The organism is Arthrobacter sp. ES3-54, from assembly GCF_029504395.1.
In the GTDB taxonomy this organism is placed as follows: Bacteria; Actinomycetota; Actinomycetes; order Actinomycetales; family Micrococcaceae; genus Arthrobacter.
This window is the reverse complement of record NZ_JAQFIF010000003.1, coordinates 154,528-179,709: the sequence shown is the minus strand read 5'-3', so window position 1 is coordinate 179,709 and position 25,182 is coordinate 154,528. Positions and strand designations below refer to the sequence as shown.

At 66.4% G+C, this 25,182-nt stretch carries 26 protein-coding genes, 1 tRNA gene and 1 pseudogene; 12 read left to right on the top strand and 16 right to left on the bottom strand.

The genetic code is table 11. The features are described from left to right. Window positions 1-14 precede the first annotated feature (14 nt). From M2428_RS06730 to M2428_RS06690, 9 genes are all read right to left on the bottom strand, one after another. Window positions 15-1,079 carry a nickel transporter gene (locus tag M2428_RS06730; protein ID WP_277524990.1) on the bottom strand — a complete coding sequence of 355 codons (1,065 nt, stop codon included), beginning with the start codon at window positions 1,077-1,079 and terminating at the stop codon, window positions 15-17. Next, window positions 1,079-1,921 (bottom strand): urease accessory protein UreD, encoded by an 843-nt coding sequence (locus M2428_RS06725; protein ID WP_277525518.1) that lies wholly within the window; start codon window positions 1,919-1,921, stop codon window positions 1,079-1,081. Before M2428_RS06725 ends, M2428_RS06730 begins: the two co-directional genes overlap by 1 nt. Before the next feature lie 200 nt (window positions 1,922-2,121). Further along, window positions 2,122-2,739 carry an urease accessory protein UreG gene (gene ureG, locus M2428_RS06720; RefSeq protein WP_277524988.1) on the bottom strand — a complete coding sequence of 206 codons (618 nt, stop codon included), beginning with the start codon at window positions 2,737-2,739 and terminating at the stop codon, window positions 2,122-2,124. Between the two features lie 29 nt (window positions 2,740-2,768). Beyond that, on the bottom strand, window positions 2,769-3,458 hold the full coding sequence (locus M2428_RS06715) for an urease accessory protein UreF (RefSeq protein WP_277524987.1): 690 nt from the start codon (window positions 3,456-3,458) through the stop codon (window positions 2,769-2,771). After that, window positions 3,439-3,921, bottom strand: coding sequence for an urease accessory protein UreE (ureE, locus tag M2428_RS06710; protein WP_277524986.1), 483 nt, complete (start codon window positions 3,919-3,921; stop codon window positions 3,439-3,441). Before ureE ends, M2428_RS06715 begins: the two co-directional genes overlap by 20 nt. A 19-nt stretch (window positions 3,922-3,940) precedes the next feature. Further along, entirely contained in the window at window positions 3,941-5,701 is a 1,761-nt protein-coding gene (gene ureC, locus M2428_RS06705) for an urease subunit alpha (RefSeq protein ID WP_277524984.1), read from the bottom strand. Then, entirely contained in the window at window positions 5,698-6,078 is a 381-nt protein-coding gene (locus M2428_RS06700; RefSeq protein WP_277524982.1) for an urease subunit beta, read from the bottom strand. Before M2428_RS06700 ends, ureC begins: the two co-directional genes overlap by 4 nt. Before the next feature lie 9 nt (window positions 6,079-6,087). Further along, the gene (locus M2428_RS06695) at window positions 6,088-6,390 is read right to left on the bottom strand and encodes an urease subunit gamma (protein WP_277524980.1); all 303 of its coding nucleotides are present in this window, start codon (window positions 6,388-6,390) and stop codon (window positions 6,088-6,090) included. Window positions 6,391-6,545: 155 nt separating this feature from the next. Further along, a complete protein-coding gene (locus tag M2428_RS06690) occupies window positions 6,546-6,866 on the bottom strand; it encodes a DUF6221 family protein (RefSeq protein WP_277524979.1) in 321 nt (106 codons plus the stop codon). 98 nt (window positions 6,867-6,964) lie between these two features. Between M2428_RS06690 and M2428_RS06685 the strand changes: the two genes are divergently transcribed. Then, a complete protein-coding gene (locus M2428_RS06685; RefSeq protein ID WP_277524974.1) occupies window positions 6,965-7,300 on the top strand; it encodes a hypothetical protein in 336 nt (111 codons plus the stop codon). 24 nt (window positions 7,301-7,324) lie between these two features. Here M2428_RS06685 and M2428_RS06680 read toward each other — a convergent pair whose 3' ends face one another. After that, window positions 7,325-8,080 carry a LysR family substrate-binding domain-containing protein gene (locus M2428_RS06680; protein WP_277524972.1) on the bottom strand — a complete coding sequence of 252 codons (756 nt, stop codon included), beginning with the start codon at window positions 8,078-8,080 and terminating at the stop codon, window positions 7,325-7,327. Window positions 8,081-8,213: 133 nt separating this feature from the next. Between M2428_RS06680 and M2428_RS06675 the strand changes: the two genes are divergently transcribed. Beyond that, the gene (locus M2428_RS06675; RefSeq protein ID WP_277524970.1) at window positions 8,214-8,618 is read left to right on the top strand and encodes a DUF5997 family protein; all 405 of its coding nucleotides are present in this window, start codon (window positions 8,214-8,216) and stop codon (window positions 8,616-8,618) included. Between the two features lie 123 nt (window positions 8,619-8,741). Next, window positions 8,742-9,368: pseudogene (locus M2428_RS06670) on the top strand (NADPH-dependent FMN reductase). Between the two features lie 30 nt (window positions 9,369-9,398). Here M2428_RS06670 and M2428_RS06665 read toward each other — a convergent pair. Then, a complete protein-coding gene (locus tag M2428_RS06665) occupies window positions 9,399-9,776 on the bottom strand; it encodes a VOC family protein (RefSeq protein ID WP_229994273.1) in 378 nt (125 codons plus the stop codon). A gap of 172 nt (window positions 9,777-9,948) precedes the next feature. Here M2428_RS06665 and M2428_RS06660 point away from each other — a divergent pair, with 172 nt between their 5' ends. Next, complete coding sequence (locus M2428_RS06660; RefSeq protein ID WP_277524965.1) at window positions 9,949-10,581, top strand: hypothetical protein; 633 nt, start codon at window positions 9,949-9,951, stop codon at window positions 10,579-10,581. Window positions 10,582-10,634: 53 nt separating this feature from the next. After that, window positions 10,635-11,273 (top strand): NAD(P)-binding domain-containing protein, encoded by a 639-nt coding sequence (locus M2428_RS06655; RefSeq protein WP_277524963.1) that lies wholly within the window; start codon window positions 10,635-10,637, stop codon window positions 11,271-11,273. 55 nt (window positions 11,274-11,328) lie between these two features. Here M2428_RS06655 and M2428_RS06650 read toward each other — a convergent pair whose 3' ends face one another. The 4 genes from M2428_RS06650 to M2428_RS06635 form a co-directional block, all read right to left on the bottom strand. Next, entirely contained in the window at window positions 11,329-11,811 is a 483-nt protein-coding gene (locus M2428_RS06650) for a pyridoxamine 5'-phosphate oxidase family protein (protein ID WP_277524960.1), read from the bottom strand. Between the two features lie 117 nt (window positions 11,812-11,928). Then, window positions 11,929-13,455, bottom strand: coding sequence for an APC family permease (locus M2428_RS06645; RefSeq protein WP_277525517.1), 1,527 nt, complete (start codon window positions 13,453-13,455; stop codon window positions 11,929-11,931). Window positions 13,456-13,469: 14 nt separating this feature from the next. Beyond that, window positions 13,470-14,384, bottom strand: coding sequence for a universal stress protein (locus tag M2428_RS06640; protein ID WP_277524959.1), 915 nt, complete (start codon window positions 14,382-14,384; stop codon window positions 13,470-13,472). 39 nt (window positions 14,385-14,423) lie between these two features. Further along, on the bottom strand, window positions 14,424-15,812 hold the full coding sequence (locus M2428_RS06635) for an NAD(P)/FAD-dependent oxidoreductase (RefSeq protein WP_277524957.1): 1,389 nt from the start codon (window positions 15,810-15,812) through the stop codon (window positions 14,424-14,426). Window positions 15,813-15,995: 183 nt separating this feature from the next. Here M2428_RS06635 and M2428_RS06630 point away from each other — a divergent pair, with 183 nt between their 5' ends. After that, complete coding sequence (locus tag M2428_RS06630) at window positions 15,996-16,706, top strand: TetR/AcrR family transcriptional regulator (RefSeq protein ID WP_277524956.1); 711 nt, start codon at window positions 15,996-15,998, stop codon at window positions 16,704-16,706. 211 nt (window positions 16,707-16,917) lie between these two features. On the opposite strand, the gene M2428_RS06625 is transcribed toward M2428_RS06630, so the two are convergent. Continuing rightward, a tRNA-Leu gene (locus M2428_RS06625) sits at window positions 16,918-17,000 on the bottom strand. Between the two features lie 384 nt (window positions 17,001-17,384). Between M2428_RS06625 and M2428_RS06620 the strand changes: the two genes are divergently transcribed. Genes M2428_RS06620 through M2428_RS06595 form a run of 6 tightly spaced genes read left to right on the top strand, consistent with a single transcriptional unit; the run spans window position 17,385 to window position 25,179 of the window. Next, window positions 17,385-18,134: a DUF3662 and FHA domain-containing protein gene (locus tag M2428_RS06620; RefSeq protein WP_277524955.1), complete on the top strand. Its 750-nt coding sequence runs from the start codon at window positions 17,385-17,387 to the stop codon at window positions 18,132-18,134. After that, window positions 18,131-18,613, top strand: a complete 483-nt coding sequence (locus M2428_RS06615) for an FHA domain-containing protein (RefSeq protein ID WP_277524954.1) — start codon at window positions 18,131-18,133, stop codon at window positions 18,611-18,613. The genes M2428_RS06620 and M2428_RS06615 overlap by 4 nt, the downstream gene beginning before the upstream one ends. Before the next feature lie 2 nt (window positions 18,614-18,615). Next, window positions 18,616-20,448 carry a PP2C family serine/threonine-protein phosphatase gene (locus M2428_RS06610; protein WP_277524953.1) on the top strand — a complete coding sequence of 611 codons (1,833 nt, stop codon included), beginning with the start codon at window positions 18,616-18,618 and terminating at the stop codon, window positions 20,446-20,448. Next, window positions 20,445-21,890, top strand: a complete 1,446-nt coding sequence (locus M2428_RS06605; protein WP_277524952.1) for an FtsW/RodA/SpoVE family cell cycle protein — start codon at window positions 20,445-20,447, stop codon at window positions 21,888-21,890. The genes M2428_RS06610 and M2428_RS06605 overlap by 4 nt, the downstream gene beginning before the upstream one ends. After that, window positions 21,887-23,344 (top strand): penicillin-binding protein 2, encoded by a 1,458-nt coding sequence (locus tag M2428_RS06600; protein WP_277524951.1) that lies wholly within the window; start codon window positions 21,887-21,889, stop codon window positions 23,342-23,344. The genes M2428_RS06605 and M2428_RS06600 overlap by 4 nt, the downstream gene beginning before the upstream one ends. Next, the gene (locus M2428_RS06595) at window positions 23,341-25,179 is read left to right on the top strand and encodes a protein kinase (protein ID WP_277524950.1); all 1,839 of its coding nucleotides are present in this window, start codon (window positions 23,341-23,343) and stop codon (window positions 25,177-25,179) included. The genes M2428_RS06600 and M2428_RS06595 overlap by 4 nt, the downstream gene beginning before the upstream one ends. Window positions 25,180-25,182: the final 3 nt, after the last annotated feature.

The window sequence follows — 25,182 nt, the reverse complement described above, 5'->3', positions numbered from 1 at the left end:
CGGCGGCCGGATGGTCAACGTCCGTAGCCGGCGCGGGAGGATGTCCGCCCGTGCAGCCAGGCCGCGGCCCAGGCGGACATCAGCAGCGCCACCAGCAGCAGGCCGGCGTCGCTCAGGTCCACTGACCCGAGCCAGCTGGTCAGCGGGTCCCCAAGCCCGAATATTTCGTGAAGGGCCCCGCCCAGGGTGATGACGGCTATGAAGAGGGCGGACACCGCCGAGATGCCCGTGATGACGGCATTGAAGCCGAGTTTGCGCCGCGGGTCCGTCAGGGCGGAGCGGTACATCCGCATCATGGCCACGCCGTTGATGGTGTCGCACAGCGTCATGGCCGCCGTGAAGGCCAGGGGAAGCCCCAGCAGGGCGAACGGGGAGACGCCGGCCAGGGATGCCGCCGTCGCCATGACCAGCAGACCGATCGTGGTGGCGGTATCGAAACCCAGCCCGAAGAGGAATCCAATCACGTAGACGTTCCGGGGATGTTGGACCCGGGCCAGCGGACGCGCGAGCAGCCGGGCCACGAAGCCCCTCGCGGCAAGGTTCTCCTGGGAGATCGCGGCACCGGTGCGCGCACCGCGGTAAACCTTCAGTGTTTGGAGGAAGGCGGAGCCGTTGAAGGCACCCATGGCCAGCAGGAACAGCCCCGACACCCCGCTGCCGATGAGCCCCAGCAGCAGGTTCCCGGGGGTCCCCTCTACCATGACGCTCCCCACCAGCGAGGCTCCCGCCACCACGAGCACCCCGGCGAGGACCACCACGGAGCTGTGGCCCAGACTGAACGCGAAGCCCACGCTGACCGGATCGCGGTGCTCGGCCGCGAACTTCCGGGTGGAGTTATCGATCGCCGCGAGGTGGTCCCAGTCGTAGCTGTGTTTCACCCCCGCCAGGTAGGCCGTCAGTACCAGTCCGATCCCCAACCGCTGTCCGCCCCCGGCCGCACCGGCCACAAGGAGCACGACGGCGGCGGCGTGCAGTGCGGCCACCGCGCCGAAGGTCACCAGCAGCCGGGTCCTCAGCGGCAGGTGCGCCCGCCGGCGGTAGAGCCGGTGCAGTGCGGCCACCTGCTCGATCGTGGCCATCAGTACTTCCTCAGATCCAGCGGATCCTGTCCGTACCAGCGTTTGCGCAGCAGGGCGGTGGCGGCCCCAGCAACGCGCTGCAGTTCCTCCGTGCTGTTCGAGAGCGACCTCAGCACCAGCCCGGCCGTTCCCAGCACGGCGGCGGTGAGCGAAATGCCGGTATGGGCGCCGAACCCGGCCGTGATCTCGTGGAGTTCGTCGGCAAGAGCCTGGTCCACCCGCGGGTCCACCACGATCAGCGACCCCAGGTGGCTGAAGCCCTCCATGAACGCCAGGCCCGTGACATCGCCCAGCGGCGGGCGTATGAGCACGTTGTCCAAGGCCAGCAGCCCGCCCGCTCCCGCGCCCGCTCCCCCGGACTCGACCCGGATCTCGGTCCGCAGCCGCAGCTCCTCGTACCGGAACGAGGCCCCGTCCGGCGACCACCCCGGCGTGATGATTTCGGCCATGATCAGGCTCGACGACGGCCGCACTGTAACGTGGGTATTCTGCCGGTAGCTGGCCTCCCGGTAGGCGATCACCTGGTCCGGGGCGAGCTCCACGCGGGCCCCCTCCCCAAGCCGCAGCCTCATCCGCTGCTCGGCAAAGGATCCCGGAGTCCGGTAGATCTTGGTGGCCGACTGCGTCGCGAGCAGCAGCTTCGCCCCGTCCGCGACCTCCACGTCAATCACATAGAGGTCGGCCCCCAAATATGCCCCGCCCGGGTTCACCAGCACATAACAAACCTGCCCGCTCGCATCCAAGTAGTGCGGCCGCAAAACCCTCAAAGCCCCGCGATGGAACTGGTGCGTCGTCACCGACCTTCCGCCCCGATCTTCGACGACGAGTTCGAGCTCCCCCATCGGTTCCCGCACGCTCTGGTTGGTTCCGGCGGCTTCGCCGGATTTGGGGCCGTGCCCGTCCCCAGCCGCTCCCAACTCTCGCAAGCTCGAGTCGGGGCCCTCGCGGCGGTGGGCCCCCCGCGGTGCCCGCCACGCCGCGGCCCCAAAATCCGGCCTCCCCGCCTCAGCGGTTAAGTCGCCAGGACTCAGCCTGAGAGCGCTCACGACGCCAGGTCGAGCATCAGGACGTCACGCCGCACCCATTCGATGACGCGCTCCAGCCCTTCGTCGGTCTTGAGATTCGTGAAGCAGAACGGCTTCTCGCCCCTGAATTCGCGTGAGTCCCGTTCCATGACGGAGAGGTCCGCGCCGACGTGCGGCGCGAGGTCGGTTTTGTTGATGATGAAAAGGTCGGCCTTGATCATGCCCTGGCCGGCCTTGCGCGGGATCTTCTCGCCCTGGGCCACGTCGATGATGTAGATGGAGAAGTCCACCAGTTCGGGGCTGAAAGTGGCGGAGAGGTTGTCGCCGCCGGACTCCACAAAGATCACCTGCAGATCCGGGTGCCGCTTCTTCAGCTCCTCGATGGCCGCCGTGTTCATGGAGGTGTCCTCGCGGATGGCGGTATGCGGGCAGCCGCCGGTTTCGACGCCGATGATCCGGTCCAAGGGGAGGATGCCGTTGGCGGCGAGGATCTTGGCGTCCTCGATCGTGTAGATGTCGTTGGTGATGGCCGCCATGGAGATATCCCGGCTCATGTGGCGGGTGAGGCGCTCCACGAGCTGGGTCTTTCCGGCACCCACCGGGCCGCCGATGCCGATCTTGATGGGCTCAGACATATTCTTCTCCAGACATATTTCTCGTACGGCTAGCTCATGAACATGCGGGCGCGCTGGCGTTCGTGCCGCATCTGCGAAATTTCGAGTCCGGGGCTGACGGCGCCAAAGTCGTCAGGCGTGAGGTGGCCGGCCCGCTCAGCCGCTGCAGCGACGTCGTCGGCTGCCTTTCGTAGGAGCCGCTGGCCGGCGTTCTGCCCCAGCGGGATCGCCCGGACCGCGTTCTGCGTCAGCGACGTGACCGTGGCGAACAGGTAGGCGGTCAGGGCCTCGCCCGGCGGGACAGCCAGGGAACGGGCGATCACGGCGAATGCCAGCGGCTGGTGCCCGGCAGCACGGCCGGACGTCACGAGCTCTTGGTACTCCGCCAGCCCGGGGGAGGGAAAAATCTCGGCCCCGATCTCCAGCAGCCGGGTGCCCATCTTGATGCTGGCCTCGCGCACCTGCCGGGGCAGGAGCTGAGCGGTCAGCAAGGCATCCAGTTCAGCAACGGGAACACCTTCATAAAGGAACCGGATGGCCAGGGCGTCCGAGTACGTCAGCTGCTGTGAAATAAACGCCGCCAGCCACACCCCAAAGCTCGCTTCATCTCGCACCAGCCCGCGCTCGATGTACGTCTCAAACCCCAGCGAGTGAGCAAAAGCCCCGGTGGGCAGCGCAGAATCCGTCAGCTGCTGCAACGCGAGCTGGTAGGACTCGGGACTAGTGCGAGTGTTCGGCATGGCGGAAGGGGACGGGCATCACGCGCTCCTGGCGGTCGTAGGGCGCTCCGACGTGTTTGAGATAGTCCTCCACGGTGTGGTCGTACTGGCAGACCATCACCTCTGCCCCATACTCCGAGGACGCATCGAAGAACTGGGCCTGCAGGTGCCGGTTGCCCAGGGAGTGCGCCACGACGCCCATCTCGTGGACGGAGCGCGGGGCAATCACCAGGACATCTGTGGGCAGCACCGACACCACGATCATGTTGGTCCCGGCCAGGTGCAGGATGTCGCCGTCGCGCAGGTCCCCGGAACCGGCGCGGAGGCGGATGCCGAGCTCCTTCCCGTGGTCGGTGGTGACGCGCTGGATGCGTTTGACCAGCTGGGCGCTGGGCAGCACCACCTTTTCCCGGTGCAGCCCCAAGTAAGGGTCCGGACCGGGAGGGAGGTCGTGGGTGTTGCCGAGGACCTTTTCGATGATCATGCTGGTCTCCTCTGGAAGCCTAGAAAAGGAAGTAGCGCTGCGCCATGGGCAGGACGTCCGACGGTTCGCACGTGACGTCCTCGCCGTCGACCCTCACCTGATACGTCTCCGGGTCCACGTCGATATCAGGGGTGGCGCCGTTGTACTTGAGGTCCGCCTTCGTGAGGCTGCGGATGCCGGACACCGGCCGGATGACCTTCTCCAGTCCGAGCTCCGCCGGGACCCCGGCGTCGATGGCGGCCTGGGAGAGGAAGGTGATGGAGGACTGCTGCAGCGCCTTGCCGTAGGCGGCGAACATCGGCCGCATGGTGCGCGGCTGCGGGGTGGGAATGGAGGCGTTGGCGTCGCCCATGAGGGCGTAGGCGATCTGGCCGCCCTTGAGGACCAGCTCCGGCTTCACTCCGAAGAACGCCGGGTCCCAGAGAACCAGGTCCGCAAACTTTCCCACCTCCACCGAGCCGATCGAGTCGGCCATGCCCTGCGCGATGGCCGGGTTGATGGTGTATTTCGCCACGTAGCGCTTGAGCCGGAAGTTATCGCTCTCCGCCCCCAGACCGGCAGCAGCGCCGTGGCTGCCGCCATCAGGGTCCTTGAGCACGCCGCGCTGCTTCTTCATCTTGTCCGCCACCTGCCAGGTGCGGATGATCACTTCGCCCACGCGGCCCATGGCCTGGGAGTCCGAAGACGTGATCGCGAAGATGCCCAGATCCTGCAGGACGTCCTCGGCCGCGATGGTCTCGGCCCGGATCCGGGAATCCGCGAACGCCACATCCTCCGGGATGTCCGGGTTCAGGTGGTGGCACACCATGAGCATGTCCAGGTGCTCTTCGATGGTGTTGCGCGTGTAAGGCAGGGTGGGGTTCGTCGACGCCGGCAGGACGTTGGGCAGCCCGGCGATCTTGATGATGTCCGGTGCGTGGCCGCCGCCGGCGCCTTCCGTGTGGAAGGTGTGGATCACACGGCCGTCGATCGCGCGGATGGTGTCCTCCACGAAGCCGCACTCGTTCAGGGTGTCGGTGTGAAGGGCCACCTGCACGTCGTATTCGTCCGCGACCTTCAGCGAGGTGTCGATCGAGGACGTGGTGGATCCCCAGTCCTCGTGGACTTTCAGTCCGATCGCGCCGGCGCGGATCTGTTCAGCGAGCGGCTCGACGGCGGAGGCGTGCCCCTTGCCGAACAGCCCGATGTTGATGGGGAGCCCTTCTGCGGCCTGCAGCATCCGGTGGATGTGCCATTTGCCGGGCGTGACGGTGGTGGCCTTTGTGCCTTCGGCGGGGCCGGTGCCGCCGCCCACCATGGTGGTCACGCCGCTGCACAGGGCAGCCGGGACCTGCTCCGGCGAGATGAAATGGATGTGGGAGTCCACCCCGCCGGCCGTCAGGATTTTCCGATCACCGGCAATGATCTCGGTGCTCGCCCCGATCACGATGTCCACGCCGTCACTGATCTGCGGGTTGCCGGCCTTGCCGATCCGGAAGATGTGGCCGTCCCGGAGCGCGACGTCGGCCTTGTAGATGCCGGTGTAGTCCAGCACCACTACGTTGGTGATCACGGTGTCCGGGATGGCTCCCCCCTGGACGTCCCCGTCCCTGGTCAGCTGGCCGTTCTGGCCCATGCCGTCGCGGATCACCTTGCCGCCGCCGAACACCACTTCCTCGCCGTAGACGGTGAGGTCCTTCTCGATCTCAAGGAACAGATCGGTGTCGGCCAGGCGGATCGCGTCGCCGGTCGTCGGGCCGTAGAGGTCCGCGTATTGCCTGCGGGACAATTCAAAACTCACTGTGCGTCGCCCTTCCGCTCGGAAACGTGGAGTTCGGTCTCGTGGAGTTCGGTCTCGCGGAGTCCGGTCTGGCCGAGTGGTCCGTTGACGGCGTTGCTAAGGCCGTACACTTCACGGCTGCCCGCGAGTTCAATCAGCCGGACAGTCCTGCTGTCCCCCGGTTCAAACCGCGCGGCGGTGCCTGCCGGAATGTCCAGGCGCCGGCCGTAGGCGGCCCGCCGGTCGAACTGCAGCGCCGGATTCGCTTCGGCAAAGTGATAGTGCGAGCCCACCTGGACGGGGCGGTCACCGGTGTTGGTCACCGCGACGGTCACCGCCTCGCGGCCCGCGTTGATCACCAGCGGCGTGGCGCTGAGAACGTATTCTCCCGGAATCATGGAGGCCCCCTAGCGGATGGGATCGTGAACGGTGACGAGCTTGGTGCCGTCCGGGAAGGTGGCCTCGACCTGGACGTCGTGGATCATTTCCGGCACGCCCTCCATCACGTCATCGCGGTTAAGGAGGGTGGTTCCGTAACTCATGAGCTCCGCCACGGTCCGGCCGTCCCGGGCGCCCTCCATCAGTTCGTAGCTGATGACGGCGACGGCCTCGGGGAAGTTCAGCTTCAGCCCGCGGGCCTGGCGGCGGCGGGCGAGGTCCGCCGCGACCACGATCATGAGCTTTTCCTGCTCACGGGGCAAGAGGTGCATGACGGAATCCCTTCAAGAACCGGCCGGCTGGCGGACCGCAGATGCCGCGGTGTGACCAGCGTAGGCCCCGGAGATTTCCTACAGGTTTCCGGAGTCACAGTTTTCGGTACCTTGTCGCTGCCGGCGCCCGTGGGCGGCGGCTCCCGAGCTAAACGCTACCCGGTGATCCGCCAGCGGGCCTGGAATTCGGGGTGGTCCGCGTACGGCAGGGCCAGGGTGTGCAGGGAGAGCGTGGTCCATTCAATAACGTCCGGCACCCATCCGGCGTCGGCGGGTTCCTCGCTGACCAAGGTGGCCAGCACGGACTGGCGGGCGGATTCAATGATGCCGATGAGTTGGCGCTTGGCCTCGCACTCGCGGAGCAGGCGGCGTTCATACCACTCGCCGGATACGGCAAGCGTGGGGTCGCCGAGCAGTTTCAGGGCGGCAGCTTCGTCTTCTGTAATGCGTGCGGTCAAGAACTCGACGATGTCCACTAACCGAGCCTATGCGCGCCGGTGCTCACACGGCTACGGCCTAGCGTTTCCCCCTTTTCCCTCCGATCGGCACAAGCCGCGCTTGTTAGGGTGGACGAATGAAACGACGTCTCGCCGCCCTTGCCGCTGCCGCCTTCTTGATCGCCCTTACCGGCTGTGGCCAGGTGCAGGACGCTGCCGAAAAGGCCGTCAACAACGGGGCATCCCAGGTTGCTACAGCGACCGGCGGTGAAGTGAGGAAGCAGGCCTGCGCCCTCGTGGAGGACGGCCTGGTCAGCGTCAAGGACAAGGAACTGCTGGGCGGCCTTGTCGCCGGCGCGGAAACCGCGGGGGCACCCGCTGAGATCACCACGCCGCTGCGCCAGATCGCTGACTCCGGCGACCAGGTTCCGGCCGAATCCGTCAAGGCTCTTCAGGATGCCTGCGCCAAGTAACCCGTGCCGGGAGCGGGCAGCGCCTTAGCGTTTCCCCTTTTTCCTGGAGCCCTTGCCGCGGCCCTTGTCCGGGTTGGGCGCGTAACGCTGCGCCACCTTGGGCTTCTTGGCGGCTCCGGTGCCGCGCCGGTCCGGCTTGGGCTCGCGTTTGGGTTTCTCCTGCTGCGCCGAGGGCTGGCGGGAGCTCGCCGCGGTGCGTCCGCGGACAATCCCGATGAACTCCTCGATGACCTCGTCCGTGGCGTCGCTGGGCCAGGCCAGGGCGATCTCCGTTCCGGGCGCACCCGTGAGTTTCCGCGCCACGGTGTCCTTGACGTTGAAATGCCGGGCCACGGACATCGGCAGGATCACCAGCCCTGCACCGGATGCGACCACCTGCAGGGCCATCTCGGGGCCGCCGAGTTCCTGCACGTCGAGGAAGGTCTCGGCAGACAGGTCCGCCAGCCCCACTTCCTCAAACAAAGAAATCTCGTGCCCCTTGGGCGCCACCACCACCGGCTGTTCCTCGTAGAGCGGGATCACGCTGAGGCCCTCGCGTTCCACCGGGAGCCGGACGAAGCTCAGGTCTGCGGAACCGTCGCGGAGCACGGCGAGCTGCGCGCCGTCGTCCGACATAAAGGAGTGCAGCGGCACATCCGGCATCCGCTCCTCCCAGCGCCGGATCCATTTTCCGGGTGTCACACCGGCGACGTACGCGAAGCGCAGCTCGCGCCCAACTGCAACGGCTGGGACGACGGCGGTTTCGTCGGGGGTCTGGGGTGCTTCTTCTGCTGCGGACACATGTTCACAGTACCGCCCGGAGTGGCGCGGGGGTCCGCCCCGACGGCTGCACCGTGCTGGTTAGATGCTGTCTTGGTGCTGGTTTGGTGCTGTCTTGGTGCCTTGCGGCTGGTCCGCCGGATACCCTTGAACTATGACCTCTGCAAACTCCCAGTCCATGAAGCCGGCCACCGTTGCCAAGAAGCTTGGCATCTACCTGCCGGCGACACCCCAGGAGTTCCAGGATTCGGTCATCACGCGCGCCGATTTCGCCGAGCTTCAGGCCAACCCGCCGGAGTGGCTCGCGGAACTGCGCCGCAACGGCCCCCACCCGCGTCCCGTGGTGGCGCAGAAGCTCAACGTCTCCATCAGCGGCCTGTCCCGCGGTGGTGTTGAGGAAGCGCTGACGACGGCGGAAATCACCGCGCTGCTCCAGGCTCCCCCGGCATGGCTGGTCGCCGAGCGCGCCACCCACGCCGCCGTCCGCGCCGAGGCGCAGCGGGTCAAGGATGAGGCCGCCAAGAAGGACGCCAAGAAAGCCCGCGCCAAGGCCGAATAGCGGCGCGCGCTGCCTTCCGGACCCTGTTTTCATTCCGCGGACGCAGGACTATGCTCGCGGGATGAGTCGGGGCCGCCGGCCCGATCGCCCTCCGTATCCCCATCCACCAGCCTCCGGCGGAGCATCGGGAAGGAACAGGCCAGGGCCTTCAAGATCGGGTATTTTGTCGGAAGCCTTTCGAGCACGTCCATCAACCGCACCCTGTCCAAGGCTCTGATCCGGCTTGCACCCGCGGAACTGGAGTTCACGGAAATTTCCATCAAGGACCTGCCGCTGTACAGCCAGGACTATGATGCCGCGTATCCGCCCGAAGGGCAGGCCCTGAAGGACGCCATCGCCGCGTCCGACGGCATCCTGTTCGTCTCGCCCGAATTCAACCGGTCCATCCCCGGAGCGCTGAAGAACGCCATCGACTAGGGATCCCGGCCCTGGGGCACCAACTCCTTCGCCCGCAAACCCACCGGAATCATCGGCGCCTCCCCCGGCGGCATCGGCACGGCCGTGATGCAGTCCTCGTTCCGCAGCGTGCTGAGCTTCCTCGACGCGCCGCAGCTGAATGCGCCGGAAGCGTACATTCGCTTTGTTCCGGAGATTTACGGCGAGGATGGCGAGGTCAAGGACGAAGCCACGGCCGGGTTGCTACGCCACTACATGGAGGAATACGGCTCCTTTGTGGCGAGGGTGCTGGCCGCCAACGCGCCCGGCCACATCGGCGACGAACACCCGGACAAGGACAAAGCCAGCCGCTAGGACCTGCCCGGGGTCCCCTTGGTCCGGTAACTAGTCCTGGTGCAGCTGCACGAAGTTCCCGCAGCCGTCATCCATCACCACACTGGTCCCTGCGGGCCCCTCGGACGGCTCCGCCTGGAACATCACGCCCTTGGCTGCCAGCCGGTCGTATTCGGCGCGCACATCTGGCACGCCAAAGACGATCGCCGGAATTCCGGCGTCGTGCAGGCCGTTCATGTAGGCCGCGCCGATCGGGTTGTCACTGGGCTCCAGCAGCAGTCCGGCGCCCCCGGCACCGTCCGGATCCTTGACGATGAACAGGTTGTGCTCCGGCATGGCCATCAGGGTTTCGAACCCCAGCGTGCCGGTGTAAAACTCATGGGCCGAGGCTGGATCCTTGACGTGGATACTGCACATTTTCAGTCGCATGGCCCCTAGGCTACGCCGGGAGGAACCGTGACGGAACCGCGGCGCGGCCTTCGCGCCCGGCCTGGCGGCCGGCATCAGCTCGGCCTGCGGGGCATTGACGGCCCCGCCGCCAGGGATTCCAATGGAACTAGCGGAACAGCGCCCGCCCGGGACCGTTCCGGGGAGGTGTGCAATGACGCTTTCACTATCCGGTGCCCTCGCGGCCTGGCAGTTTCTCGCCCTCGCCATCCTGGTTGCCGGAGCGGCTTTCGCCTCGGTCTACTTCGCCCGCAAGCACCTGGCCCTTAAAGACGGTCTCTCAGAAGGCGCCGACGGCGCGTTTTGGGACGTTTTCGCCGGACTCGCCGTCGTTGTGCCGGCCATCATCCTTGCCTCCTCCGCCTGGCCCTGGGCCGGCCTGGCCCTCGGGATTCTGGCCGCAGGGGCGGGCGTGGCGGCACTGGCAGCGGCTCCCCGGCTGCTGGCCAGGCAGGATGCCCGCCGCGCCGGCCGGGAAACCCAGCTCAAGAACGCGGCGGCGGCCGCACGGCACCGCCGCGCCCTGGCCCGGTGGCAGCAGTACGAACTGGATCCGGGGTATTCGATTGACTATCCCGCAATGAGCGACCCCCGGCAGCCGGAAACGGCGGCCCTGATCCGGGCGATCAAGGCCGCCGAGCGCCTCGGCGGCAACGCGGATCGTCCCTCTACCGATGCCGCCTACGCCCCGGCTGTGGAGCGGCTGGAGGATGCCCTGGCTGCCGCTGAACGCGCGGCCGGCGTCAGCCGAGCCGGGCTGCCCGGTCCGGACCACGCGCACAGCTGATTCGCGGAATTGCTGATCCCAGCAGTATCCGGCAACCTCGGAAAGGTTCCATCATGACTGACATCACGATCATCGGCAGCGGCAACATGGCACGGGCGATCGGCACCCGCGCCGTCGCTGCCGGTCGTTCCGTCCAGGTTCTGGACCGGACGCCGGAGAATGCCGCCAAGCTCGCTGCTGAACTTGGCGGCGACACCAGCCCCGGCGGCCTGAGCGAGGTTCCCGAAGGCGACATCGTCGTCCTCGCGCTGTACTTCGGTCCGGCCAAGGAAGTTGCCACGCACTTCGGCGATACCCTCAGTGGCAAGACCGTGGTGGAGATCAGCAATCCGATCGACACCGAGACCTTCGATTCGCTGGTTGTCGCCCCGGGGACGTCGGCGGCCGAGGAAATCGCCGCGCTGCTGCCGGGCGCACGGGTGGTGAAGGCCTTCAACACCACCTTCGCCGGCCCGCTCGGCTCCGTGACGGCTGGCGGCCCGCCGATGGATGTGTTCATTGCCTCGGACTCCGAAGAGGCCCGCAACGAGGTCGCGGCCTTCGCCGAAGCCGCCGGACTCCGTCCGCTCCAAGTGGGCGGGCTACGCCACGCCCGCGAACTGGAGGGCTTCCAGCTGCTGGTGATGGCGCTGCAGGCCAACCCCGCGTATCCAACCTTCAACTGGGGCACCGGCCTGAAAATCGTCGACTAGGAGGTCAGCGGCCAGGACACTGTCGGCCAAAACGGCTGTGCCCGGTTCCGCGGGCCTAGAGCTCGACCGTTCCGCTTTCGCCGACGCTCATCCGGCTCTTGGTGACCTTGGACTTGATCCACTGCAGCACTGTGGCCGCCGTGCCGCCCGGGCTGGCCCAGTACTCGGCGGAGTCCGAGTTGACGTGGAGCAGGACCACCTCGGGGGTGTCAGGTCCGTCCGGGAACCAGGCCTCCACCACCTGGTTCCACATATCGTGGATCAGCTGCCGGTCGGTCACCACTTCGGCAGTCCCGGCCACCGAGACCCACTCGGTGCGCTTGCCGAAGGACACGTTCACCGCCGGGTTGGCGCGGATGTGGGCCACCTGCGAGGTGTTCGCCGAGGTGAAGAACCACATGTCGCCGTCGTCCTTGACCTCCTGGACGGCCAGCGGCCGGCTGACGAGCGCGCCGGCTTCGTTGATGGTGGTGAACATTCCGATGTGCGAATCGTTGATGATGTCCGTGACTTTGCTGATGCTTTCGGCATCCGACATGCTCTCACCTCGTTCTCGTTCCAACGGGGGAACGTCCCCCTCCGGACAGCCTATTGATAAGTGTGCTTACTTTCCAATGGCTGCCGGACGGAGACCCTCCTGAAACCGGCCGCGGACTCAGTGCCCGCGGGACAGGACCTTGCCCCTGAAGAACTCGGGGCGGAGCTTGGCCATCACCAGCATGAGCACCACGCCCAGCAGGATGACGCCCATGCCCAGGATGAAGACCAGGCCGACCCCACCGATTGACGAGCCGGAACCGTACGCGGGATCCATGGAGTCATAGGCCGTCTTGACGAACATGACCAGCAGGGTGACGCCGCCCAGGAGGGGGGCCAGGAACTTGAAGAAAAACGCCTTCGTCCCGCTGAACGCCTCGGCGCGGAAGAACCAGACACAGGCCAACGCGGTGATGCCGTAGTAGAAGCAGATCATCATGCCCAGAGCCGTGATGGTGTCCCACAGCGCATTCTCCGACGTCGTGCGGGTAATGACATAGAAGGCCGCGGCAGCCACAGCCGAGGCGATCGTGGCATAGCTCGGCGACTTGTACGTGGGGCTGATCCTGCCGAACTTTTGCGGCAGCGCCTTGTAGTGGCCCATGGACAGCAGGGTGCGCGCGGGCGAGACGAACGTGGACTGCAGCGACGCTGCGGAGCTGCTCAGGATGGCCAGCGACATCAGGATGGCGAACGGGCCCATCACCGGCCCCGCGAGGACCGCGAAGATGCTGCCCTGGTTCTCCGGGTTGCCGGCACCGAGGCCGGTGTCGCCGACGCCGGCGAAGGACAGCGTTGCCAAGGCAACGGTCATGTAGATGATCACGATGACCAGTACGGTGACCGTGGCGGCACGGCCCGGGGTCTTCTCCGGGTTCTTGGTCTCTTCATTCATGGTCAGCGTGACGTCCCAGCCCCAGTAGATAAAGATGGACAGCGAAACGCCGGCGGCAAAAGCGGAGAAGGATCCCACCGCGAACGGATTGAACCAGTCCGGGGCAATGGCAGTGGCGTCAAAGGCAGTCCCGTTGGCGACGTGGCTGAACGCAGCCACGGAGAACCAGCCAAGGACCAGCAGCTGGAATCCCACGAGAACGTACTGGACGGTCTTGGTGGTTTCCATGCCGCGGTAGGAGATCCAGCAGGCGAGGGCAATGAACACCAGCGTGGTCGCGATGTTCAGAGGCAGGTTCGTGGTGAGGTCGGCCAGCTCCGCGTTGCCGGTGAGCTGCGCCAGCATGAGGTAGAAGAAGTCCACCGCGACTGCGGCCAGGTTCGAGAGCACGATGATGGTCGCAGCAATCAGCCCCCACCCGCCCATCCAGCCAATCCAGGGGCCAAAGGCCCGCGAGGCCCAGGTGAAGGACGTGCCGGCGTCGGGCATGGCGTTGTTCAACTCGCGGTAGCCGAGCGCCACCAACAGCATGGGGATAAAGCCCACCAGGAAGATCGCGGGCAGGTGCACGCCGACCTCGGCCACGGTGGGGCCCAGTGCCGCCGTAAGGGTATACGCCGGGGCGATACAGGAAATACCGATGACGACGGCGCCAATCAGGCCCACCGATCCTGCCTTGAGGCCCTTCTCACTGAGGCCGTGCTGGTCGCGCTGGCCGGGCTGCTGTCCGGGGTGCGACGCTTGGGACATCGCGTGTTCAGTGCTCATTTTTCTGCCTCTCGGGGAACGTCATTGGATGCCGACTGGTTGGGGTGCTTGAGTTCATAGTCACTCGGGACCACGATCATCGGCACCGGCAGGGCGCGCAGAATGCGGTTGGCCGTGCTGCCAAGGAAGATGGACCGGCTCGTGGCCAGCCTGCTGGATCCGATCAGCAGGACCTCGCCGTCTTCCCAGCCCAGGCGATCCACGGCTTCCTCGATGCTGCGGCCCTGGGCAACGACGACTTCCGTCTTCGCCTCCTCCCGGACCTCCTGCTCGCCGCCTGGCAGGGCGGCGGCCAGGTGCTTGGCCGCGAGCTCCCGCGCCGCCTCCGCGGCGCCAGCCGCATCGCCGCCGTCGAGCGCCAGCAGCGAGACCACGCGCAGCGGAACCTCCCGGTTCACAGCCATGCCGAGGGCAAAATCGAGCAGCTTCTCGGCACCGGCCCGGGTGCCGAGCCCGCAGCTGATCCGGGTCAAGGCCTCCTTGCGGTGGTAGCCGTGCGGTGCCAGGGCCACCGGAACCGTCGAGGCGTGGAGCAGGGCGCTGGCCACCGACCCGATGGTGAACCGTTTGAAGATCCCGTTGCTGGTTGCGCCGATGATGAGCATGTCCGCGCCCAGTTCCTCGGCCGCCTGGATCAGCGCGTGAGCGTCCGAGTCGCCGCTGCGGATGTGGGCCTGCGCCGGGACACTGGATGGAACCAGCGCCAGCGCCTGGTCGAGCCACTCCTGGGCCTGCTCGTTCAGCAGATTTTCGAAGCCGGCGTTCGGTGCGTGGGCGTGCCCGAACTGTTGCACTTCCGGCACCACCAGCACAAGGTCCAGGCTTGCTCCACGCCCGAGGGCCAGGGAGACGGCCAGATTGACCGCATCATGGCCTCTGGCATTGGCTGAGTACCCCACTACGTAACGCATCTGGCCGCTCTCCTTACTCAATTGAACTGTTAGGGGTTTCTACGACGCGACGGACGCGCGGTCCGCTGCTGCGACGATCCGGGCGGCCGTGATCTGCCCCATCCGGACGGCGCCGTCGACATGCTGGTAGCCCTCGGCCGCGAGGTCGGAGCAAGACCAGTAGATGGGGCCGACCGGCTTCAGCTGGTCCTTCCCGTACCGGTGCAGGCCGCCGAGGTCGTAGCTGGCGGCGTAGGCTCCGCGGGTCCATTCCTCGGAGCCCCAGTCGGACTCGTAGTAGACCTCGGGACCCAGGGCTTTTTCGCCGAGGAAGGACGCAATAGATTCGAGGATGGCGCGACGGCGGTCCTCGGCACTGAGCTCGAACATCGCGTCGGCCTTCTCGTCCGAGACGAAGCCCACCAGCGTGCCGCGGGGGTCCTCGTGGTTCGTGTTGTCGTAAACCTCCTGCACAACCGCGCCGGCGCCGAAGGCGGTCCCGGAGAGGCCCTCCTCCCGCCAGAACGGCGAGCTGTAGACGGCGTGAACCTTGATGACCAGGCCAAGGGACTGGTGCTGGTGCATCTGGTGCTGGCGGCGGGGCAGCGGAGGGTTGAAGGACACCCTGGAGTAGAGGTTCGGCGGCACGGCCATGATGACGAAGCGGGCATTCACGGTGGCCCGTTCCGAGACGGCGTTGACGCGGTATCCCCCGCTCGGGTCCTCGGCCCAGTTGATGGTGCGGACCGGGCTGTCGAGGACCACGTCCCCGCCCAGTTCCGCGGCCTGGAGCAGCGATACCTGCTGCATCCCGCCGACAACCCGCTTGTCCAGGATGAAGTCCTCGTCGGTGAGGTTGCTGAAGGACCCGGCGGAGGCGGCCATCAGGACGGCCTGGAGGGCGGAGAAGGCATGGGCGGGCTTGGTCAGCATGCCGCCGGCGATGAACAGGCCGATGTTGTTGCAGGCCTCCTCATCCGGTGAGTTCTGCCGCAGCCAGTGGTGGAAGGAAATCGTGTCCAGTTCGCGGGCCTTGGGGTGTGCCCACGGCTCCTCGGCACCGATCTCCGCGGCGAGGGAATCCAGCAGGGCCGTGAGCTTGTCCATTTCGGCGGCGGTGGTTTCGCCGACGGGGAAGGTGTCACCGCTATACAAGGTGCGTTTGCCGTCCGCGCCGATATAGACGGATTCGCCGTCGCGGTAGCGGGAATAGGTCTGCAATCCGAGCTCATCCAGGAGCCCCAGGAGTGCAGTCTGGTCCGGCGAGACCCACTGGCCGCCGATTTCGAGCATGGCCCCGTCAATCGTGTCGGTCCAGGTCCGGCCGCCCACGCGGTCCCGTGCCTCGAGCACCGCCACACTGAGTCCGGCCTTCTTCAGTTCGCGGGCTGCAGTCAGTCCCGAAGGTCCGGCCCCTACGACGACGACGTCGCGGTCAAGTTCCAGCATGATGTCCTCTCCGTGGCCGCTAGAGTGATGCGGACCACTAAATGAATGCCGTTCATTTAGATGATAGACCTTCCCTGCGCTTCAGGGAAGACCCCCTGCCAAGTGAATTTCGCCCGTAAAGTTGGGGGCAGAATGGGCTAAGTCCCGCAACTGACAGCAGAGCTAGAAAAAGAAAGGCCCGGAATGACGGCAGCAACCAGCGTCCCCGCCGATCCGCACAGCCCCGCAGATCAACACAGCCCCGCCGCCAACCCCCGCCGCCGCGTGGGCCGGCCCGCCGCGGCCGTTCTGGATCAGGGCGGCATCACTGCGGCCGCCCTGCAGCTGATCGGCAAGAGCGGATACGACGGCTTCACTATGGCCGCGCTGGCGAGCACCCTCAATGTGGCTCCTTCGGCGCTGTACAACCACGTCTCCTCCAAACGGGACGTTCTGGTCCTCGTCCAGGACCACTTGACGTCGTTCGTGGACGTCGCCGCGTTTGAGACCGAGCCGTGGGAGCAAGCGGTGAGGGACTGGGCCTGGAGCTACCGTGATGTATTCTCCAAGCACACGCCGCTGATCCCGGTGATCGCCGTGCTGCCTGTGACGGACGCACCCAAGACGCTGGCCATGTACGAGGCCGTCAGCGCCGGTTTCAGCCGGGCGGGCTTTCCCCAGGAGCGCATCATCCCGGCGATCGTGGCGTTCGAATCGTTCATCTTTGGCTCCGCCTACGACGTCACGGCACCGGCGGATATCTTCGATTCCGGGACCATGGCCGCCTCGACACCGCATTTCACCTCCGCCGTCCAGCGCCTGGCCGAGGACAGCCATGAAAAACCGGCCGACGTCGCCTTCAGCCTGGGACTCGAGGCGCTCCTCGCCGGGCTCGGGGCGCTGCGGGCGGCCTAGAGGGCGGGCTCAAGGATCGAGCCATAGACATCGCCGCCGTTCACCGTCCGGGGCGCCTTTGGACACAATTCCGGTCTTCGGGTCCGGTGTCCGCGGCGTGTTCGTGTCAAAGTGCCCCCGGCCCGCATCCGCCGGGCGAGACCAGCCCGGGTGAAATCAGTGGGTTAAACAAAAGAACCCCGGTCCGAAGACCGGGGTTCTTTCGATTGCGTGCGCGAGGGGGGATTTGAACCCCCACGCCCTTTCGGACACTGGCACCTGAAGCCAGCGCGTCTGCCGTTCCGCCACTCGCGCGCAACTTCTTCCACTCGGATAGGGCCGGTTTCCCGGACCGCCAACCTCGTAAAAGCAGCGAGATCAAGCATAACGGACAATCGCGGGAAAACACCAATCGAGCCGGCCAGGTCCCGGATCCCGGTGTAGTCCCCGCCAGGCAAGCCCTGTAGTCGAACGTCACGCTGGGCCCCGCCGGGGTGGCCCCGCCGGCGATGTTCGCGCACGTCAGGGCGCAGCCGGCGCTCATTTCGGCGGCGGCCCGGCGGCGTCCGTTGAGGCCATTCCCAGACACGCCCAGTAGTATCTGATGTAGGAGTGTCCGCTGAGCGCGGGCTCGCAAAAGTTGGAAACCGAGTTCCGGAACGAGCGCTGCATTGCAGCCAACAGGAAAGGAGAAGGACCATGGGATTGCTGGACAAAGTCGAGCGCGGCATCGAAAAGGCCGTCCGCGGAGTCTTCTCCACCGGTTCTCGCGCCCAGGTTGAGCCTGTCGAGATCGCGAGCCGGCTCCGCACCGAGGTGGACAATAAGGCCATCACGATCGCCGCGGGACGCACCCTGGCCCCTAACGTTTTTGACGTGCTCCTTAGTAGCGACGACTTCCAGCGCGCCCAGGAATGGGGAACACCGCTCGCGGAAGAACTGTGCGACGTCGTCATCAACCATGTCCGCAGCCAGGGCTACACCCTCCAGGGACCGGTCCGGATCAGTTTCCGCCGCGATGAAGAGCACCGCGCCGGGGATTTCGACATCACCTCGCGGACCGAGAAAAGCTCCGCCCCTTCGGCCCCTGCCCAGCCGGGAGCTCACGGCAACGTACCGGCGGCCCCGACACGCCAGCCGGCACAGCTTCAACCCGTACTGGACATCGACGGTCAGCGCTACTCGTTGAACGCGCCGGCGATTGTCCTCGGACGGTCCTCGGAAGCAGACATCCTCATTGACGACACCGGCGTTTCGCGCCGCCACCTGGAAATCCGGACGGGGTCTGGTACGGCCCAGGCGATCGATCTCGGCTCCACGAACGGCAGCTACGTCAACGGCCAAAAGATCGGCGGCAGTGCCGAACTTGCTGACGGCGCCACGATCATGATGGGACGGACCAAAATCATCTTCCGCCTTCTGCCCGCCAACACAGGCGGCCGCGCATGAGCGAACTGACCATCACGGCCCTGCGTTTCGGGTTCCTTATCCTCCTCTGGGTGCTGATCTTCAGCATTGTTTCTGCCATGCGGCGCGACCTGATGATCGGTCGCAAGGCGGCCGCCGGGGCCCCAACGGCACGCCAGGTGCGCAAGAATCCGGCCCTCGCCGAGCCCGCGCCCGCCCCCGTCAAACAGCAGGCCCGCCAGCTGGTGGTGACCGAGGGACCGCTCAAGGGCACCACTATCCCCCTAGCGGCCAGCCCAATCCTCCTTGGCCGGGCGCAGGAAGCGACCCTCGTTCTGGAGGACGACTACGCCTCGGGCCGCCACGCCCGCCTGTTCCCGCAAGGCAGCCGCTGGTTCATCGAGGACCTCGGCTCCACCAATGGCACGTATCTGGCAGACCAGCAGCTGACCCGGGCCCTCCCGGTGGAGCTGGGCGTCCCCGTGAGAATCGGCAAGACGGTCATTGAATTGAGGCCGTAGCCATGGCTGCCCCGGATCGCCCCGCAGACAGGGCCGAAGGTAAAACAACGCCCCTGAAGCGGCCGCTCATCATGCGCTACGCCGCGCGTTCAGACGTCGGCCGCATCCGCGCCAAGAACGACGACTCCGCTTACGTGGGCCGGCACCTCGCCGTGGTTGCCGACGGCATGGGTGGCCATGCAGGCGGCGACGTCGCCTCCGCCGCGACCGTCCTGGACATGATCCACCTAGATCATGATGACTACGACGGCGACGCCGGCACCGTCCTCGCCGACGAAATCCAGACGGCCAACTCCCTGCTGTCCGAGCTGGTGCACATCAATCCCAAGCTCGCCGGAATGGGCACCACGGTCACGGCCCTCCTCCTGGCGGAGGGCAAGCTTCACTTCGCCCACATTGGCGACTCACGGGCCTACCGCCTGCGCGACGGCGAGTTCGAACAGGTCAGCATTGACCACACCTTTGTCCAGCGGCTCATCGACGAGGGCCGTCTGCGCCCGGAAGAGGCCGAGACGCATCCGCACAAAAACGTCCTGATGCGTGTGCTGGGGGACGTCGATGCCAGCCCGGAGCTGGACCTCGACACCTTGGCTGTCCAGGCCGGAGAACGCTGGCTGCTGTGCTCGGACGGCCTGAACTATGTGGCCGGCCACGTCGTGGAGCGCACGATCCGGGAGACGAAGGATCTGGACGAATGCGCCGATCTGCTGGTTGAACTGACGCTGGAGGCGGGCGCCCCGGACAACGTGACGGTGGTGGTGCTCGACATCGCCGAGCCGACTCGCGATGACGTCCGGACCGCCGCCGTCGACGTCGTGCCCGCGCCGGCCGCCGGGACCTCGACGGCCGCCGCGGCAGCCGGAGCGCTGACCGGCAGCACGTTTGGTGCCGCGAAGTCCGCCGGCGAGTCCGGGAAAAAGGACGATGCCGGGTCCGCTGCCCAGGCCGCGGACGGGCGTGCATCGGGCCGGCCGGCCACCGACCCTGCCCCTGCTGGGGCCTCGGCTGACGGCACACCGGCCGCTGCCGCGCAGGAGGATGCCGGGAGCAAGGAACCAGAGACCAGCACCGACCCGCACCTGGGCGAACACCTCTCGGCTGAAGTCCTTCGTGAAGAGCTTTCCATGCGCCCCCACGAACTCGTCGGGGCCGCCGCCGCAGCAGCGGAATCGGGGTCCATTCCGTCAATCGCCGGACGCACCGTGGCCCGACGCGCGGCCACGGTCCTCACGCACAAGTCGGAGCAGGACCGGGAGGACGCCGACGACTTCAGGGCCACCGGCCGGCCGCGCCGGTGGCTCACGGTGTCCATTGCCGCCGCGATCGTCGCGCTGCTGGCCGTCGGACTGTGGCTTGGCTACGCCTGGACGCAGACGCGCTACTACATCGGCGAGCACGATCAGCACGTAGCCATCTTCAACGGCGTCTCCCAGCGCCTCGGGCCCATCCAGCTTTCCACCCTCGAAGCGGTGACCGATATCAAGATGTCCGACCTTCCCGAATTTTCGCAGCAGCGGGTGCGGCAGACAGTGCCCGCGCGCGATCTCTACGACGCGCAGCGGATCGTCAAAAATCTGGAACGCACCGGCACCACCGCCCCGGCCGATGAATGCCTCACCCCGTCCCCCACAGCGACGGCAGCCGGCGCCACCCCCGGTGCAGCGGCCAAGCCAAGCGCCACGGCCTCCGCAGGGACGGCCAAGCCAAGTGCCACGGCCTCCGCAGGGGCGGCGAAGCCAGGCGCCACGGCGACGCCAAGCGCCACGGCCTCCGCGGGGACGGCCAAACCCTCACCCTCCGCCACCCCGACTACGAATTGCGAGGTGGCCAAATGACACCCATCGACCCCGTGCCCAGGCCACGACGTAACGTGGAGCTGGTTCTCCTGGTCCTTGCCCTCGCTGTCGGTATTGGCGCCCAGGCCCTCGTGGGCGTAGACCGGCAAAAAGCGTTCGATACCGATTTCTGGTTCCAATCCAGCCTGCTGGCAGCAGCCGCCCTGGCATTCCACGTGGTCCTGCGGATCCGCGCAAAATATGCCGACCCGGTAATACTTCCGCTTGTGGTGGCCCTCAACGGGCTGGGCCTGGCCATGATCCACCGGCTGGACAGGGTGGGCGAAGACACCGGCAACAACCAGCTGCGCTGGACACTGGTTGCTATGGCGGTCGCGATTGCGGTCATCTGGTTCCTCAAGGACCACCGGATCCTGCGACGCTTCACCTACATTTCGCTGGCCATCAGCGCTGTGCTCCTGATCCTGCCGCTGGTTCCCGGCGTCTCGGCCGGGGAGGTCCTCGGTGCCAGCGTCTGGATCAAGATCGGTTCCATGACCTTCCAGCCCGGTGAAATTGCCAAGATCACGCTCGCCATCTTCTTTGCCGGGTACCTGTCCTCGAACCGGGACCTGATCCTGCTGGCTGGCCGGAAGATCGGCCCCGTGCAGTTCCCGCGGTTCAAGGACATGGGCCCCATGATCACCGCCTGGCTCGTGAGCATCGGCGTACTGGTCTTCCAGCGCGACCTCGGCTCCTCGATCCTGTTCTTCGGCCTGTTCCTGGTGATGATCTACGTCGCCACGAGCCGCATCAGCTGGGTGATCATCGGTCTGGTCCTGATTGTGGTGGGCGGCTTCGTGGCAGCCCGGGTCTTCTCACACGTCGCACTGCGGATCGACGGCTGGCTCAACGCCTTCACCGATGAGGTCTACGGCCGGCAGTTCGGCGGCAGCCTCCAAATCGTCGAAGGCCTGTTTGGCATGGCCAACGGCGGCCTGGTGGGCACCGGTCTCGGCCAGGGCCGGCCCAACCTGGTCCCGTTTGCCAACAGTGACATGATCATCGCCTCATTCGGCGAGGAGCTCGGGCTGATCGGCGTCTTCGCTATCGTCCTGATGTACCTGCTGCTGTTCACGCGGGGCTTCCGCGCCGCACTGGGCACCCGCGACGCGTTCGGCAAGCTGCTCGCCACCGGGCTCTCCTTCGCGATCGCGCTGCAGTGCTTTGTGGTGATCGGCGGCGTCACGCGCCTCATCCCGCTGACCGGACTCACGACGCCGTTCCTCGCCGCCGGCGGGTCCTCACTCCTGGCGAACTGGATCATTGTGGGCTTGCTGCTCATGATTTCCCACACCGCGCGCGGTCCGGTGGATACAACACCGCTGCCGCCCGGCCAGGAACCGGGCATCCGCAAAAACTTTCCCGTGCTGCCCTCCAAACCGGCACCGGATCCCCGAACCAGTCCCGACGCACCCACCGAGGCGGTGAAACAGCTGTGAACCAGGCCATCCGCAATTCATGGATCGCCGCCATCGCGATGTTCGTGCTGGTCTTCGGCGCGCTCAGCTACGTGCAGGTGGTCGGCGCAGACGAGCTCAAAGCCAATGCTTGGAACAGGCGCGCCATCTTGCAGAATTACTGCAACGACCGCGGCGCAATCATTGTCGGCGGCACCCCGGTGGCAGAGTCTGTTCCTGCCACGGAGAGCTGCAAATTCCAGCGGACCTACTCCCAGCCCGAGCTCTATGCGGGCATCACCGGATACTTCTCCAAGAACTACGGCCTCACCGGGCTTGAGAAGTCGATGAACGACGAGCTGGCAGGCAGCTCGGACCAGCAGTTCCTGGACCGGGTGGGCCAATTGTTCCTCGGCAACCAGCCCAAGGGCGCGTCCGTGGAGCTGACCCTGGACCCCAAGATCCAGAAGCTGGCCTACGACCTCATCCCTGACGGCCAGCGCGGTTCGATCGTGGTCACCAACCCGAAGACCGGCGCGATCCTGGCCATGGTCTCCAAACCGTCCTATGACCCCAACCTGATTGCCACCCAGGATCCGGCAGCCGAAGCGGCAAATTACACCGAACTGAACAAGGTTCCCGGAATCAACCTGAACCAGAACGTCAGCGGCCCCACCGGGGCGCTGCTGGCACCCGGTTCGGTCTTCAAACTCATTGACACGGCCGCGGCGCTGAACTCGGGCAAGTACAACAAGGACAGCGTTCTGCCCAACCCGGCGGAGATGTCATTCCCCGGCATCGACTACAAGCTCCCCAACTACGCGGGCGGCAACTGCTATACCCGCTCCACGGCGTCGTTCGCGTTTTCCCTGCAGCAGTCCTGCAACACGCCCTTCGCCAGCATCGCCACGGATCTGGGGCAGAAGGCCATCGGGGACCAGGCGGAGAAGTTCGGCTTCGGACAGGACTTCGGCGACCAGCTGAAGCTGGACCACGCGCCAAGCTTCTTCCCGAGCGAACCGCTGGACGACGCCGGGCTGGCGCAGTCCTCGATCGGCCAGCGCGACGTCCGGGCCACTCCGCTCCAGATCAACACGATGACGGCGGCGATCGCCAACGACGGAGTGCAGATGCAGCCGAACCTGATCAAGGCCGTACGCGCCCCTGACCTGCGGGCGATCAACGAACCGAAACCCCAGGCTCTGCGCACCGCCACAACTCCGGAGATCGCGCGGCAGATCAACGAGTGGATGGTCAGCGTCGTCGACGACGGCATCGCCAGCAGGGCGGCCGTGCCCGGAGTCCCGGTGGCCGGCAAGACCGGTACCGCGGAACTCGGCAACGGCCTGAACAACTCATGGTTTACCGGGTTTGCCCCGGCAAATGACCCGCAAGTGGCTGTCACCATCGTCATGGAAGGCGTAGACATCACCACTGGCGCAAACCTAACCAGTCCGAACGCGAAGAAGATTTTTGAGGCGGTGTTGAATAAGTGAGGCCTACTTCGGGAATCACCCTCGGCGGCAGATTCCAGCTGACCACGCGCATTGCGATCGGCGGCATGGGAGAAGTCTGGAAAGCCAAAGACCTGATCCTTGGCCGCATTGTCGCCATCAAGGTGCTCAAGGAGGAATACACGGGTGATCCCGGATTTCTGCAGCGCTTCCGCGCCGAGGCACGCCATACCGCCCTCCTGAACCACGTGGGCATCGCCAACGTCTTCGATTACGGCGAGGAGGAAGGCTCGGCCTACCTGGTCATGGAACTGGTCCCTGGCCAGCCGCTGAGCAGCATCATCGAGCACGAACAGGTGCTTTCCCCGGACCGCACCCTTTCGATGATGGCGCAGACGGCTCGTGCCCTGGCCGTCGCCCACGCGCAGGGCCTGGTGCACCGCGACATCAAGCCGGGGAACCTGCTCATCACCCCGGACGGCCGCGTCAAGGTCACCGACTTCGGCATCGCACGCCTGGCCGACCAGGTTCCGCTGACCCAGACCGGCCAGGTGATGGGCACCGCCCAGTACTTGGCACCGGAACAGGCCACGGGGCAGACAGCCACCGGAGCCTCGGACATCTACTCCCTTGGTGTGATCGGCTACGAGTGCCTCACGGGCCACCGGCCGTTCTCAGGGGAATCCCAGATTGCCATCGCGCTGGCCCAGGTCAACGACGCGCCGCCGCCGCTGCCGGACACGCTGCCCCGGCCGGTCCGCGCCCTGCTGATGTCCATGCTGGCAAAGGATCCGAAGAACCGCCCGGCCGACGCCATCAAGCTGTCCGAGGCAGCCGAGGCCATCCGCAACGGTGATATCGCCGCCGCACACGCGGCTGTGCCGGGCATGCTGCTTTTCGAGGCAGCCACCGGACCCATCACGGCCCCCGTCGACGTCCCCACGGCGGCCACCAGCGTCATTGGCTCCAGCGCCGCGGAGGACAAATCGACGTCCGCAACTTCCGCGCTGCCCGTCGTTGGCGCGGTCGGTGCTGGCGCGGCGGCCGGCCTGGCCGCCGGTGCTGCCGCCGCCAGCGGCTACGGTGCCCGCAACGCGCTCAACCGCGCCGATGCCCTGGCGGCCGAGCGGAGCTGGGTGCAGGAAGAGGAGGACGAAGACTACGACGAACCGGAGGAGGAACCGAAGCGCCGCGGCCGCAGCCCGTGGACCTGGCCGCTCATTGCGCTGATCCTGCTGGTGGTGTTCGTCCTGGCCGGCGTGGTCCTGAGCCAGGCCGGCAATCTCTTCCCCTCGCAGGCGCCGGCCACCACCGGTGCCACGTCCAGCATCGCTAAGCCCAGCAGTGCCACCCCCTCGGCGTCGTCCGCGTCCCCCTCCGAGACCCCCACCCCCACCCCCAGCTCAGCGACGCCCACGCAGTCCACTCCGGCAGCCATCAACCTGATTCCGGATGCCTATCTGGGGCGGCCGTACAACGACGTCCGCAACGAACTGATTGGCAAGGGGCTGCAAGTCACCGGCTCCGAGGTTGTCAACGACGCGACGCCGGGCACGGTCACGAACATTGATCCCTCCGGTGCGGTCCAGCCCGGGGACACCATCACCGTCAGCTACTCCAAGGGACCGGAAATGGTTTCCGTCCCGTCCATCAAGGCAGGCGCAAGCGAGGCTGAGGTCCAGCAGGCCATCCAGGATGCCGGGCTCCGCTGGGCCAAGGGAGCCGACGTCGGTCCCACGAACAAGAAGGAAGATCCGGGCACTTTCGTGAGCTCGTCGCCTCCTTCCGGGTCCAAGGTGACCGCCGGCAGCGTCGTGACCTACCACCTCGCCGAAGCCACTGCCTCAACACCTTCACCTACCAAGTCCGGACCCTAAACA